The sequence below is a fragment of the Lentzea alba genome (assembly GCF_011067745.1).
GTDB lineage: Bacteria > Actinomycetota > Actinomycetes > Mycobacteriales > Pseudonocardiaceae > Lentzea > Lentzea alba.
The window spans coordinates 246941-259827 of sequence record NZ_JAAMPJ010000015.1 but is presented as its reverse complement, the minus strand read 5'-3'; the positions used below and the strand labels follow the sequence as shown (position 1 = coordinate 259827).

Below are 12887 nucleotides of genomic sequence, written 5' to 3'. Positions count from 1 at the left end.
AGCTCACAGCGCGTTCGCGCGGGCGACCGATCCCAGCCACGCGAGGCTCGGCTTGGGGCGCCGTTCGAAGGTCTCGCGGTCGACGGCGACGAGGCCGAACGTCGGCTCCCACCGTCCCCATTCGGCGTTGTCGAGCAGACTCCAGTGCAGGTAGCCGCGGACGTCCACGCCATCGTCGACGGCGTTCAGCACTCCTTGCAAAGCACTTGTCGTGTAAGCGATGCGGCGTTCGTCGTCCGGCGTGGCGATGCCGTTCTCCGTCACCACGATCGGGACCTCCCCGACGACCTCACGGGTGTGCCGGATCGCGATCTCGAGCGCGTCCGGGCGGTAGGCCCACCCCATGAGGGTGTTGTCCGGGTGCTCGGGGTGCGGCACGATCCCGTTCTGGTCGACGAGCTGGCTGGTGTAGGACTGGACACCGACGAAATCGTCCTCACGTGCCGGTTCGAGGTACATGTCCTCCCAGATCCGTTGCACCTCGGCGTGCTTCGCCTCGGCACCGGCGGCAGGTACGAGCGCCTGGTTGGCAACGGTCCAGCCGACCTTCGCACCGGTCGCCTCGCGCAGCAGAGGTGCCACCGCCAGGTGTGCCTCGATCAGGCGCTCACCGATCTTGGTGTCGGGCAGCATCCCGAACGGGTAAGGCCTGCCGGCGGCGACCTCGGCGAGCGCGCCGTGGTTGACGGCGAGCACGTTCGGTTCGTTGATCGTGCACACCCATTCGACGCCGTCCAGGATGGACGCGGCTTCGCCGACGTACCGGGTGAACAGGTCGGCGGCGTCGTCCCGCAGCCAGGCTTCATGAGCACCCAGCCACCTGGGGTGGGTGAAGTGGTGCAGCGTCACCACCGGAGTGAGCCCCAGCCGCAGCGCGGTGTCGATCATCCGCCGGTAGTGCGCGAGTTCGGCGCGGGAGAACTGCCCCGGCGCGGGTTCGATCCGCGCCCACTCGATGCTGAACCGGTAGGCGTTGAAGCCCGCGTCGGCCAACAGGCGCATGTCCTCCTCGTACCGGTGGTAGCTGTCCACCGCGTCACCGCTGGCCTGGATGTACGCCGCCGTGTCCTGTTCGAGCTTCCACCAGTCGTTGTTGACGTTGTTGCCCTCGGTCTGGTGGGCCGAGGTGGCGGCTCCCCAGAGAAATCCGTCAGGGAGTGCGCGGGTCACAGCAGATCTCCTTCGAGCGTCGGGGTGAACACGTGGTCCTCGGGCACCGGGGCGCGCAGCATGGTCCAGTAGTCGACCAGCCGCCACGGGCAGGTGACCCAGGCGCGCCCGTTCTTGTTGCGGTAGTAGCCGTTGGCGCTGCCGCCGTGCTGCCACACCGTCTTGTCCAGCGCCTCGTCCACCCGGCGGTTGTAGTCGTCGGTCGCCTCGCGAGTGGGCTCCATCGCGGTCAAATCGTTCTCCACCAGGTACTGCAGGCACTCCACGACGTAGTGGACGTGCTCCTCGCTGGTGATGTTGTGCCCGCCGCCGTGGTTGGGCGCCGCGTTGGGACCGGCGGTGACGAAGAAGTTGGGAAAGCCCGGGATCGTGATACCTAGGTAGGCGCGGGGATCCTGGTCGGCCCACGCGTCGGCGAGCTTGAGCCCATCCCGGCCGACGACCTCGAGGAAACTCAGGTACTCCAGCTTGAAGCCGGTGGCCCAGATGATGACATCGGCCTCGATGAAGTCGCCCTCGGTCGTGACGACGCCGTCGGGCAGAATCTCGCGGAACGATGCCCTGTGAACGGTCACGTGGTCACGCTTGACCGCCTCGAAGAAGCCGGGATCCTTGACGATCCGCTTGGCGAACGGCGGGAAGTCCGGTGTCAGCTTCTCCTTGAGATCCGGGCGGTCGGCGAACGAGCGGTCCAGATGGTCGAGGCACACCTGCATCACCGCGTCGTTGGCCGGGGACGCCGAGACGTGCGTGGCGTACCACTCCTCGTCGATCCGCGCGACAGCCCAGTTCTTGTCCGCCGCCCACCAGTAAGACTTGAGCCGGAACCACTGGTGGAAGTACGGAATGTTCGCCAGCGCCCACGTCATGCCTTCCGGCACATCGGAGTAGACGGCGCTTTCCGGGATGACCCAATGGGGCTGGCGCGCCACGACGTGCAGCGCCTCGACTCGGTCGACGATGCTCGCCACGACCTGCACCGAGGTGCAGCCCGCGCCGAGAACGACGACCTTCTTGCCGGTCAGGTCAACCTCGGGCCGCCACTGCGCGGTGTGCATCATCTCGCCCCGAAAGGTCTGTGCGCCTGGGACTTCGGGGATCGAGGCGGTGTTGAGGACACCAGTGGCGGTGACCACGGCGTTGGCCCGGTGGGAGCGGACCGCACCGTCCTGGCCGCGCACGGTCAGCGTCCACGACTGATCCCGCTCGTCCCACACGCAGCCGAGAACCTTGGTGGAGAAGGAGATGTGGCGCTGCAAGTCGTACTTGCGGGCCACACCCCGCAGGTACTCCAGGTACTCCGGGCCGGTCGGGTAGTACTTCGACCACGACGGGTTCAGCTCGAAGGAGTACGAGTAGAAGTGGCTGGGAGTGTCGACCGCGGCACCGGGGTAGGTGTTGCGCGACCAGGTGCCGCCGAGATCGTCGCGCTCCTCGAACACGTGGTAGCGGAACCCCGCCTCGCCGAGCTTGATCGCGGCGTTCAGCCCGATCATTCCCGAGCCGATGATGGCGACGGTGAAGTCTTGGCGTGGGCGGCGGGTCGTCGGCACTACGCGGCGTGCGGGTTCGAACCCGGCCTGCTCGCGCAGGTGCGGCACGAACTCCGCGTCGACGGTGTCGTTGACGCACACCTCGGCGATGCGGCGGAAGAGTTCGTCGTCCGGCACCTCGATCCTGGGCACGAGCGAGTCACCCAGCAACTGTCGAGCGCGGGCCCGGACTTCGTCGGCGACGTCCTCCGGGTAGCCACCAGACCAACCTGCGCGATGTGCGTCGAGTTTCACCTTGAACTCGTCGACCAGTGTGGTGTCGCCGGTCAGGTGCACCAGGGCAGCGAGGAGCGCACCCGGTTCGGCGACTTCGACGGCCGCGGCCAGGGCGGCCCGGTCGACACCGGTGACGGGCGAGACGACGTAGGTGGGCTGGTCCTGGGTGATCACGGTCATCGGGTCACCGGGTTTCTCGTGATGGTCAGGGTGGGGTCAGCCGTGGGCGAGGACGGCGGGCGCGGCGGCGTGGACGCGACGGATCTGCCTGCCGTGCAACCGAGTCACGCCCGAGGCCGCGTACCAGATGTCGGCCGCGGCCCGCCGCACCGCCGCCACGGCCCTGCCGACCGGCATCGACCCAGCCGGCCCGCACAGCGACAGCGCGGCGGACAACCCGCCCTCGCAGGGACCGACCGGGGCGGCGACCGCCGTGACGCCGACGGAGCAGCCCTCCAGGTCGATCGCGACGCCGTCGCGATCACGGACGCGTTCGACCTCGTGCCGCAGCCACTCGTCGCCGGACGACACCGGCCAGTCGCCTTCGTCGAGCTGGGCGAGCAGTGCCAGTCCGGCAGCCGAGTGCACGGCGGGTTGCCGGGCGCCCAGACGCCAGCTCTCACCCTTCTCCGGCCAGCCGCCGACTCGTTCCAGGTGCAGCACGTCGCCGGACACCAGCGCGCTCAGGTGCACGGTCAGTCCGGTCGAGCGGTGCAGGGCGTGCATGTACGGCAAGGCGGCCTGGTGCACGCCGTCGCGGCGCACCACCTGTGAGCCCAGCTCGAACATGCGAATGCCCAGCCCGTACTCGAAACCCCTGCGCTCCACCCAGCCGAGCTCGACCAGGCGTTGCAGGATGCGGTGCGCCGAGGAGCGAGGCAGTCCGGCCCGGCGGGAGATCTGGGCGAGGGTGAGCCGGTCGTGCCCGTCGAAGACCTGCAACAGCGACGCCACCCGGTCGATCATCGCCACGGGCGGTTCGTGCTCTCGGGTCATCGCCCCTCCCGATCCTGTTGCAGAATCTGCCGATGTGTCAGAAACTGACAGGCGTGAGCGTAACCGCACCCTTCGGCCGTGTAAACGGATCGTGTCCAATTTCCGCATACGATCCTGCATCCAATTACGTTGTTGCAGGTGAGGCGATTACGAAGAGGGGTCAGCATGGCCAGGGGTGAACGTCCGACGCTGACCGAACGGCGGGCCGAGGAGCTGCGCGTCGCCATCGCGCACAAGGCCAAAGAGATCTTCGTTGCCGACGGCGACACGTCGGCGACGGTCGAGCGCATCGCCGAAGCCGCTGGTGTCTCGCCGCGCACCTTCCACCGCCACTTCCCGGTCAAGGAGGATGTGGTCCGGCCGCTGTTCCGCGCCACCTCCGAGTGGGTCGCGGACAGCCTGAAGAACGTCGCCGACACCGAAGACCTGGTCGAGGCCCTCGTCGCCGCCTGGACCTCCGCGATGCCCGGCGGGCGGCTCAGCGAGGCCGACCAGCGCTTCCTCGAGCTGATGGTGACCACCCCGCAGTACCGCCTGCGCTGGCAGGAGGCCGACCAGGAACTGTGCGAGGTGGTCGCCGACTTCCTCGACCGGCGCCTGCCGGTGGGCGCGCACCCGCTGCACCGGACCCTGCCCGCCTACCTGGTCGTGCACGCCACCCGGCACGTCTTCGAACACTGGATCACGTCCGGTTGCCACGAAGACCTGACCGGGCTGTTGCGGGACGCGTTGCGGATGGTCCTGGCCGGAGCCGCCGTGCGGTGAGCTCTCAGCCCAGCGCTCCGCTCTCGCGCAACGCCGCGAGGTCGTGACCGCGGGAGGCGAGCACCCTTTCGGTGTCCGCACCCTGGGCGACAGGCGCGCGGGGCGGCGCCGAGCCCGAACGGCTGAGCTTGATCGGCACGCCGACGCCCTGGTAGTCGACGTCAGCGACCACCATCGCCCGGTGCCGGACCTGGGGCGCGGCCAGTGCGGCGGCCACGTCGTTCACGGGGCTCGCCGGCACTCCCCTCTCTCGCAACGCCTCGGCCAGTTCGTCCGCCTTTCTCGCGCAGAACAACGGTTCCAGCAAGGCCAGCAACTCCGTGCGGTGCTCGACGCGATCCCGGTTGCGCAGGAACCTGCTGTCACCGGCCAGCTCGGGCTGCCCCAGGACGTCCGCGAGCGCGGCGAAGTGCGCGTCACTCGCGGCGGCCACGAACAGGCTGTCGCCGTGAGCCGTGCGGAACACCTGGTAAGGCGCGACGGTCGGATGCGCGGCCCCGGTGCGCACCGGCACCGTCCCCGAGGCCAGGTAGGCGGCGGAGTGCGGGTGCATCAGCGACACCACCGCGTCCACCAGCGTGATGTCGACCAGCTGTCCCCGGCCGCTCACCTCCCTCTCAGTCAGGGCGAGCAGGACTCCGGCGAACGCCTGGTGTGCCGCAGTGATGTCGACGATCGGCACGCCGACGCGCAGCGGGTCGCGATCCGGCTCGCCGTTGACGCTCATCAAGCCTCCGTGGGCCTGCAACACCGCGTCGTAGCCGGGCTCACCGCCCAGCGGACCGTCCACCCCGTAGCCGGTGATCCGGCAGTAGACCAGGCGCGGGAACTCGACAGCCAGCCTCGTCTCGTAGTCCAGTCCCCAGCGGCGCATGGTGCCGGCCTTGAAGTTCTCCACGACGACGTCCGCGTCGGCGATGAGATCGTGCAGCACGTCACGCGCGACGTCGACGCGCAGGTCCAGCACGACGTTGGCCTTGTTGCGGTTGAGGCCCTGGTAGTAGGCGCTGGTCGTCTGCTCCTCGTCGACGAACGGCGGACCCCAGCGCCGGGTCTCGTCCCCCGCCGGTGCCTCGACCTTGATCACGTCCGCGCCGTGGTCGGCGAGCATCTGCGCGCACAGCGGCCCGGCGAGCACCCGGCTCAGGTCCAGCACCTTGAGCCCCCGCAACGCTCCCCCGCTCACCGGTCACCGCCCGTCACCACAGACCACACCGAGCCCTCGGCCGCGGCCAGGCGGTCGTGCCAGTAGCTCTCGTTTCCGAACTCCTCTCGCCACGACCACAACCTGGTGGTCGCCGCGCCGAGGGCGTGCTCGGCCGAGTAACCGAGGGCGCCGTGCAGCTGGTGCCCGATGCCGGCGACGACGTGCGCGCCCGCGGAGGTGGTGGCCTTCGCCGCGGCGACAGCGATAGCGGCTCCACGATCGGATGCCTCGACCGCGAGCACAGCCGCGTCGGCGCTCACCCGCATGGCAGTGACCTCTGCCGCGAGCGCCGCCAGGTGTTGTTGCACTGCCTGGAAACGGGCCAACGGGCGTCCGAACTGCTCTCGTTGGGCGACGTGCCGCCGTGCCGACGCCAGCACGGCTCGCGCCGCACCCGCCAGCTGCACAGCCCGGACGAGCGCCCCTCGGTGCAAGATCTCGTCCGGTTCCACACCAACGGGTGCGACGGCGGTGACCTCGACGTTGTCGAGGACGACGACGTCACGGGGTTCGCCGGCGAGATTCTCCTGACGCTCGACGGCACTCACCGGGGAAACCACGACGTTCCCGTCGTGGGCGGTGGTCACCACGTGACCGGCATGCCGCCCCCACGGTGTCCGCACCCGGCCGGACAGCCGCAGTCCGTCGCGCCGGTGCACACGGGCCTGGTCGATCGACGCGACCACCACACCGTCCGGAATGGACAGTCCAGCGCGAGCCAGCAGCCACCCCGCCAGGAACGCCGACTCCGCCACGGGCACGCGGGCGCCGTGGAACGCCAGCAGGTCGACCACGACCGCGAGGTCGCGGAGCCCGCCACCGCTGCCGCCGATCTCCTCAGGGACACCCAAGAGGTGGAAACCGGTATCGCACAAGTCTTTCCACAGGGAGCGGTCGAAATCGTCCTGGCTGTCGCGGCCCTTCAGGATGGCGCCGACAGCGGCGCGGATCTCCTCGTGCAGCTCGTCGCTCACCGAACCCCCAGACCACGGGCCACCACGGACCGCAGAACCTCGTTGGTGCCCCCGCGCAAGGTGAACGCCGGGGAGTGCAGGACCCCGTCGGCGAGCAGCCCCGCCAGCCCGTCGGCCCCGCGCCGGGGTTCGGCGCCGGCGACACGCCGCACGGTCTCCACGACGTCTCCTTCGAACCGGGACCCGAGGTCCTTCACCAGTGCGGCCGCCACCTCCGGCGAACGACCGGCCGCCAGGTCGGCCGCGACCGCGAGCGAGAGCTGCCGCAACGTCCAGGCCCGGGCCGTGAGCCGCCCGACCTCCCTGGCCGCCACCGGATCGTCGCTCGTCTGCGCCGCCCACGCCTCCAGCAGCGGGAAGGTGCTCAGGAACCGCTCGGGTCCCGAACGCTCGTGGCCGAGTTCCGCGATCACCTGCCGCCAGCCGGCACCACGGTCGCCGAGCAGAGCGTCTGCGGGCACGACGGCGCGGTCGAAGACGACCTCGTTGAAGTGGTGCTCGCCGTCGATCGTCACGATCGGCCTGATCTCCACGGCCTGGTGCGGCAGGTCCACCACGAACTGCGACAGGCCGGTGTGCCGGTCTCCCGGTGTGCCATCGGTGCGAGCGAGCACCACGATGGCGTGCGCGAAATGCGCTCCGGTCGTCCACAGCTTGGTGCCGGTGATCTCCCAGCCCCGTGGGGTCTCGACTGCTCGGGTGCGCACGGCGGCGAGATCGGAGCCGGCGTCCGGTTCGCTCATCCCGATGGCGAAGAAGCACTCACCCTTGACGATCCCGGGCAGGTACCGCTGCCGCTGCGCCTCGGTGCCGTTGCGCAGGATCGACGGGGCCATCTGACGGTCGGCGATCCAGTGCGCCGCCACCGGCGCGCCCGCCGCCAGCAGTTCCTCGACCACGACGAATCGCTCCAGCGGGGTGCGGTCGTGGCCGCCGTAGCGACCCGGCAACGTCATGCCGACCCAGCCGCGGCTGCCCAGCAGCCTGCTGAACGCCGGGTCGGCCGCGGTCATCCAGGCGTCGCAGCGGGGCCGGAACGCGCCGGCCGCGCGCTGGTCGCCGAGGAACTGCCGCACCTCGTCGCGCAGTTCGTGCTCGGCAGTGCTGTGGCGGTGCGCGACCAGGTCGATCGTCGATGTCACCCGGACTCCTCTCTCGGGGTCCAGGCCACGCTAGGAAATCAGATCCAGTCCTGCGTTCGATGTTCCGGTCAGTGGACGCGTCACCCGGCTGACGGCCGCAGCTCCGCACCCGACCGCAGCATCACGTCGAGCTGGGCCTCCGAGCCGGAACGGTGCGCGTCCATGAGTTCCACCAGCTGCTCGAAGTCACCCGCGGCGAGCGCCGCGACCATCTCGCGGTGCTCGGCCAGCACTCGCGCCCGTCCGGCCTCGTCGTACAGGTAGACGGCGTGATAGGGCAGCGCCCATGTCCAGATCCGGCTGATCTCGGCCACGACCAGGTTCAGCGGGCTCAGGCCGAAGATCGCCTGGTGAAACTCGCTGTTGAGGGTGCGCATGCGCGGCAGGTCGAGATCCGCCGCCGCCTGCTCGACCGCCTCCGCCAGGGCTCCCACGTGTGCCAGCTGCTCAGCGGTCGGCTGGGCGAGGCTGCGGATGACCTCGGTCTCCAGCAACCGCCGCATCAGGTACACCTGGTCGAACTCCGCGCGGCTCAAACGCGCGACGGCGAACCCGACGTTGTGCTCGTGCACCACCAGCCCGTCGGAAGCCAGCTGCCGCAGGCCTTCCCGCACCGGCAACCGGCTCACGCCGAGCACGGCCGCCATCTGCTCCTGGCGGATCTGCTGCCCCGGCAGCAGATCCCCGGAGACGATCATCCGCTTGATCCCGTCGACCACACGGGACACCGCCTGGTCGGCGCCGATCTTCCCGGCCGGGCCGGTCCTGCTGGGCGACATGGGCACTCCTCACGATCAGCCCCACCGTACGGGGTGGATCAGGAGGTGACGCTGCCCCCGTTGAGGTTGAGGATCTGCCCGGTCAGCCACGACGCTTCCACCGAGGCCAGGTAGACCACCGCGGCACCGACATCCTCGGGCGTGCCCAATCGCCGCAGAGGAATCTTCTTCGCGAACATCTCGGTGGCCGCGCCGGCGACGTTGCTCTGCAACCCCAGTGCGAGCGTGTTGGCTGTGACCCCGGAAGGCGCCAGCTCCTGCGACAGGTGCCGGATGAAACCCTCCACCCCGCTCTTGGCCGCCCCGTAGAGCGACAACCCCTGGTCGGACCCGACACGCGCGGCACCGGAGGAGATCTGCACAATGCGCCCCCACCCGGCCTCACACATGTCGTCGACCACCGCGGAGACGCAGTTCATCGCGCCGAACAAGTTGATCTCCACAGGGCCCCGCCACCGGCTCGGGTCCAACGTCCGGAAGTGCCCCTGCCCGAAATCAGCAGCGATGCCCGCGTTGTGCACCAGAACATCGACGTGCGCCCCGAACTCGCTCTTCACCTTCGAGACCGCCGTGACCACCGCCTCGCGATCGGTGACGTCGAAAGGCACCGGCACCGCCCGTCCACCGGCCGCAACGATCTCCTTCGCGACCGCCTCGGCGCGCTCGGCCACCAGGTCGTTGACCGCCACCGCCGCACCCTGCGCCGCCAACGCACGCGCGATACCCGCTCCCGCGTTCTGACCGGCCCCGGTGACCAGGGCCGCATGGCCCGACAGCTCGAACATCGATGTCCTCTCCTGTGGCTCTTTTTTCCGTTGCGGTCACGGCTTCTGCAACAACTCGACGGCATGCCCCTCCGGGTCCAGAACCACGGCCACCCGCCTGCCACCCGCCGACTTCGGAGCGACCCGCACGGACCCGCCCGCCTCCACGGCGGCATGCACCGTGACATCCACGTCGGCGACCTCGAACCCGAGCACCGCCTCACCCGGCACAGGCACCTCGCGAGAGGAGTAGGCGACCAGCACCAACGACGGCCCCTCGCCATCGCCACGCAGGACGACCTGCTCGTGCTTCTCCGCACCCTCACCGTTCGCCATCCGATGCACGGCACTCAGACCCAGCACAGCGACGTAGAACCCGCACTGCGCGTCGAGGTCGCCGACGACGACCTTGGTGAAGGTGAAGCCCATGATCCCTCCGAGGAACGGCGTGCCGCGACGACGCGGAGTACACCGCCCACCTCGTGATCACGTGGGTGAACGTTCCACTCAGCGGACACCGGCCTGCACCGCCGATGACCGCCCGGCGCCGACAGACGCCGTCTCAACAGGCATCTCAACAGGCGAACTTCTCAAGTCCATTTCGGACTTGTCGTCCGTCGTGCGGCGTGGCACCGTGAGCTTTGTGAGCGCTCTCATGCAGGCGCTCACCAACGTCAGGAACCTGAGTTCTCCTTAGGTTCCTGTTCACCTCAACGCAACCAATGGCAGGTATCAACCAAAGTGGACGGTCATCGTCCACTTGCCTCACGTCAGCGCGAGCTGACGAAGTCAAGGTTCTTCTTCGGAGAGGGTTTCCATGTCACACGGTCGTCGAAGCCGCGCGCTCCGCGCCGGCATCAGTGCCGCGCTGACCGTACTCGCGGTTCTCGGTCTCGTCCTCGTCGGCAACGGCGCGGCATCCGCAGCATCCCGCTGGCGGATCGTGCTCGTCAACGAGGGGCTGCCCGCCAATGCGGGCAGCGTCAAGCTCGACTTCCCGCGAGACCCGCAGACCGGCCTCGGCGGGTCGTTCGCATGCTTCGCCTTCCCCGACTTCCGCCCGGTGAGGTCGATCGAGACCCGGACCTTCGCCTTCGCCAACCAGGGCTTCCACGTCTACGTCCACGCCGGCCGGACCTGCGGCGGCACGGCTCTCCTGACGGGCCGCCAGTACCGGTTCACCGCTGACCAGGACGTGCGCGAGACCGGCAGGGACCGGCCGCTGATCGAGGTCTGGGCCAACCGCACGGCGCACAACTTCACCAGCTCCGTGATCATTTCCTGATCTTCACGATCCGCACCGGAAAGACCCCGGTGGCTCGGAACTTCTCCGAGCCACCGCATGGGGCATCTGAACGCGGCACAGCGTGGGCATCATCGGCTTCGCCACCAGCGTTCCCAGTCCGTCGCTCTCCTCGTCGCGCCGGCGTTCCTGGTCATCGGCACTACTGCCACCCGAAAGAACTACGCCTGCTGTTCCTCGCCGCCGCTTGCACCGGGTCGCGGTGGTGATCCGGTCGAGATCGCTACGCTCCGCCGGCGACGGCACGGCGCCAAGTCCTGATCCGCAGATCGCGCGCGGTACGCAGGAGTCGGCGGCTTCCTCTGGCCAGCCGACGAGCAGCCAGGTTCGCGAAACAGTTGCCTATCACCACGCCGAGATCATTCCCGCCTGCATCGACCTCCACCTCAGGTGAAGATCCGCAGGACACGCCTTAGTCGGTCAGGGCCTGCGCCTGGGACGCAACGAAAAGCAATCGTAGAAGATGCCAGGAAGACGGTCAGCCGCCATCAGCGCGGGCTCGTAGTTGATCCGGTTCCACTCCTGCCGGGCAAGGCCATACTCACAGCCTACGGGGGCAGGGCTGTCACTCGAAGCCGAACCGGGCCAGAGGAAGCTCGTCGGGATTTCGAGCTAATCTGCGGTGCGAGCAGGAAGGATTTCGATGGGGATCTCACTCAACGCCGCCACCGTTCTTCCCCAAGACGCGGCGGACGCCACACTTGTCGCGAGGGTGTTCGACCCGTCTGCTGGCGGCCCTTCGGTCGTTGCGATCCGCGGCGAAGAGGTCGTCGACCTCTCGCCGCTGGCATCGACCGTGTCGTCACTGCTCGAGCGGCCGGACGCGCTGGAGATCGTCAGGAATCACCCAGGCGGCATGTCGTGGCCGCTCGCGGAGGTTCTGACCGCTACAACGAACCCGACCGATGCCGTTCCCCGGTTTCTCGCACCGGTCGACCTGCAAGTGCTCAAGGCCGCCGGCGTGACCTTCGTCCGCAGCATGCTCGAACGGGTCATCGAAGAGCGCGCCGACGGGGATCCCACGCGGGCCGAGGAAGTTCGCCAGAAGGTGGGCGCGATCGTCCAGGGCCACATCTCCGACCTGAAGCCGGGGTCCGCAGAAGCCGCGGAGGTGAAGAGGGTTCTTCAGGCCGAGGGCCTGTGGTCGCAGTACCTCGAGGTCGGTATCGGCCCGGACCCTGAGATCTTCACCAAGGCCCCGGTGCTCTCGGCGGTGGGGCTGGGAGCCGACGTCGGCGTTCTCGCCCGCTCAGCCTGGAACAACCCCGAGCCCGAGCTCGTCCTCGTGGTGAACTCGCGCGGAAACCCGGTCGGCGCGACGCTCGGCAACGACGTCAACCTGCGCGACTTCGAGGGCCGCAGTGCTCTCCTGCTCACCGAGGCGAAGGACAACAACGCTTCCTGCGCCATCGGACCGTTTCTCCGGCTGTTCGACGACGGGTTCACGCTGGCGGATGCCAAAGCCACCGAGATCGCCTTGGACATCACCGGCCCCGACGGCTTCGAGCTGCACGACGTCAATCCGGTCCACGAGATCAGCCGGGAGCTCGAGGACCTCGTGTCCCACGCCTACGGCGCACACCACCGCTATCCCGACGGCTTCGTGCTGTTCACCGGCACGATGTTCGCTCCAACCGAGGACCGGGACCAGCCCGGCGAAGGGTTCACCCACAAGATCGGGGACGTCGTTCGCATCTCTTCACCCCGATTGGGCGCCTTGACGAACGTCGTGAACACAGCCGAGGACGCAGAAGACTGGACGTTCGGCATCACCGCGCTGATGGAGAACCTCGCCGCCCGCGGTCTGCTGAGCTCGCGCACGTAGGCGCGCTCGTAACCAAGGTAGTAGTCGTCACCGACCACGCGTTCGGTGGTTCCGACGACGAGGCGGCCGTCACCCACCGGTTCGGGGCAGAGTCCTCCGTTCAACAGCGCCGCACGGAAGCAGACACGGTCGAAGCCGTCAGCGCCGGCCTCGATTTCGTCGACTTCGCTCCGATGACAGAGAAAGCCTGAGC

The 12887-nt window shown here is 68.8% G+C and carries 12 protein-coding genes; 3 read left to right on the top strand and 9 right to left on the bottom strand.

Going from position 1 to position 12887, the window contains the following annotated elements:
* Positions 1–3 precede the first annotated feature (3 nt).
* The 3 genes from G7043_RS41050 to G7043_RS41040 are packed head-to-tail and all read right to left on the bottom strand — an operon-like array spanning position 4 to position 3935.
* Positions 4–1170 carry a glycoside hydrolase family 1 protein gene (locus G7043_RS41050; protein WP_166054101.1) on the bottom strand — a complete coding sequence of 389 codons (1167 nt, stop codon included), beginning with the start codon at positions 1168–1170 and terminating at the stop codon, positions 4–6.
* Positions 1167–3119, bottom strand: coding sequence for a flavin-containing monooxygenase (locus G7043_RS41045; RefSeq protein ID WP_166054100.1), 1953 nt, complete (start codon positions 3117–3119; stop codon positions 1167–1169). Before G7043_RS41045 ends, G7043_RS41050 begins: the two co-directional genes overlap by 4 nt.
* 36 nt (positions 3120–3155) lie before the next feature.
* Entirely contained in the window at positions 3156–3935 is a 780-nt protein-coding gene (locus G7043_RS41040; protein ID WP_166054099.1) for an IclR family transcriptional regulator, read from the bottom strand.
* A 165-nt stretch (positions 3936–4100) separates the two neighbouring features.
* Between G7043_RS41040 and G7043_RS41035 the strand changes: the two genes are divergently transcribed.
* Positions 4101–4700, top strand: a complete 600-nt coding sequence (locus G7043_RS41035) for a TetR/AcrR family transcriptional regulator (protein ID WP_166054098.1) — start codon at positions 4101–4103, stop codon at positions 4698–4700.
* A 4-nt stretch (positions 4701–4704) separates the two neighbouring features.
* Here G7043_RS41035 and G7043_RS41030 read toward each other — a convergent pair whose 3' ends face one another.
* The 6 genes from G7043_RS41030 to G7043_RS41005 form a co-directional block, all read right to left on the bottom strand.
* Positions 4705–5886: a CaiB/BaiF CoA transferase family protein gene (locus G7043_RS41030; protein ID WP_166054097.1), complete on the bottom strand. Its 1182-nt coding sequence runs from the start codon at positions 5884–5886 to the stop codon at positions 4705–4707.
* Positions 5883–6881, bottom strand: coding sequence for an acyl-CoA dehydrogenase family protein (locus tag G7043_RS41025; RefSeq protein ID WP_166054096.1), 999 nt, complete (start codon positions 6879–6881; stop codon positions 5883–5885). The genes G7043_RS41030 and G7043_RS41025 overlap by 4 nt, the downstream gene beginning before the upstream one ends.
* Positions 6878–8023: an acyl-CoA dehydrogenase family protein gene (locus G7043_RS41020; protein WP_166054095.1), complete on the bottom strand. Its 1146-nt coding sequence runs from the start codon at positions 8021–8023 to the stop codon at positions 6878–6880. Before G7043_RS41020 ends, G7043_RS41025 begins: the two co-directional genes overlap by 4 nt.
* Before the next feature lie 80 nt (positions 8024–8103).
* The gene (locus G7043_RS41015; RefSeq protein WP_166054094.1) at positions 8104–8802 is read right to left on the bottom strand and encodes a GntR family transcriptional regulator; all 699 of its coding nucleotides are present in this window, start codon (positions 8800–8802) and stop codon (positions 8104–8106) included.
* Between the two features lie 38 nt (positions 8803–8840).
* Positions 8841–9587, bottom strand: a complete 747-nt coding sequence (locus G7043_RS41010) for an SDR family NAD(P)-dependent oxidoreductase (RefSeq protein WP_166054093.1) — start codon at positions 9585–9587, stop codon at positions 8841–8843.
* Between the two features lie 36 nt (positions 9588–9623).
* A complete protein-coding gene (locus G7043_RS41005) occupies positions 9624–9995 on the bottom strand; it encodes a VOC family protein (RefSeq protein WP_207312400.1) in 372 nt (123 codons plus the stop codon).
* Positions 9996–10383: 388 nt separating this feature from the next.
* Here G7043_RS41005 and G7043_RS41000 point away from each other — a divergent pair, with 388 nt between their 5' ends.
* Both G7043_RS41000 and G7043_RS40995 read left to right on the top strand, forming a co-directional pair.
* Complete coding sequence (locus G7043_RS41000; RefSeq protein WP_166054092.1) at positions 10384–10851, top strand: hypothetical protein; 468 nt, start codon at positions 10384–10386, stop codon at positions 10849–10851.
* 661 nt (positions 10852–11512) lie between these two features.
* Entirely contained in the window at positions 11513–12694 is a 1182-nt protein-coding gene (locus tag G7043_RS40995) for a fumarylacetoacetate hydrolase family protein (protein ID WP_166054091.1), read from the top strand.
* Positions 12695–12887 lie beyond the last annotated feature (193 nt).

What these genes read in the sequence shown, in the direction of transcription:
- G7043_RS41045 (WP_166054100.1), bottom strand. Translation starts at nt 3,119, where the DNA reads ATGACCGTGATCACCCAGGACCAGCCCACCTACGTCGTCTCGCCCGTC.
- G7043_RS41040 (WP_166054099.1), bottom strand. Translation starts at nt 3,935, where the DNA reads ATGACCCGAGAGCACGAACCGCCCGTGGCGATGATCGACCGGGTGGCG.
- G7043_RS41035 (WP_166054098.1), top strand. Translation starts at nt 4,101, where the DNA reads ATGGCCAGGGGTGAACGTCCGACGCTGACCGAACGGCGGGCCGAGGAG.
- G7043_RS41015 (WP_166054094.1), bottom strand. Translation starts at nt 8,802, where the DNA reads ATGTCGCCCAGCAGGACCGGCCCGGCCGGGAAGATCGGCGCCGACCAG.
- G7043_RS41010 (WP_166054093.1), bottom strand. Translation starts at nt 9,587, where the DNA reads ATGTTCGAGCTGTCGGGCCATGCGGCCCTGGTCACCGGGGCCGGTCAG.
- G7043_RS41005 (WP_207312400.1), bottom strand. Translation starts at nt 9,995, where the DNA reads ATGGGCTTCACCTTCACCAAGGTCGTCGTCGGCGACCTCGACGCGCAG.
- G7043_RS41000 (WP_166054092.1), top strand. Translation starts at nt 10,384, where the DNA reads ATGTCACACGGTCGTCGAAGCCGCGCGCTCCGCGCCGGCATCAGTGCC.
- G7043_RS40995 (WP_166054091.1), top strand. Translation starts at nt 11,513, where the DNA reads ATGGGGATCTCACTCAACGCCGCCACCGTTCTTCCCCAAGACGCGGCG.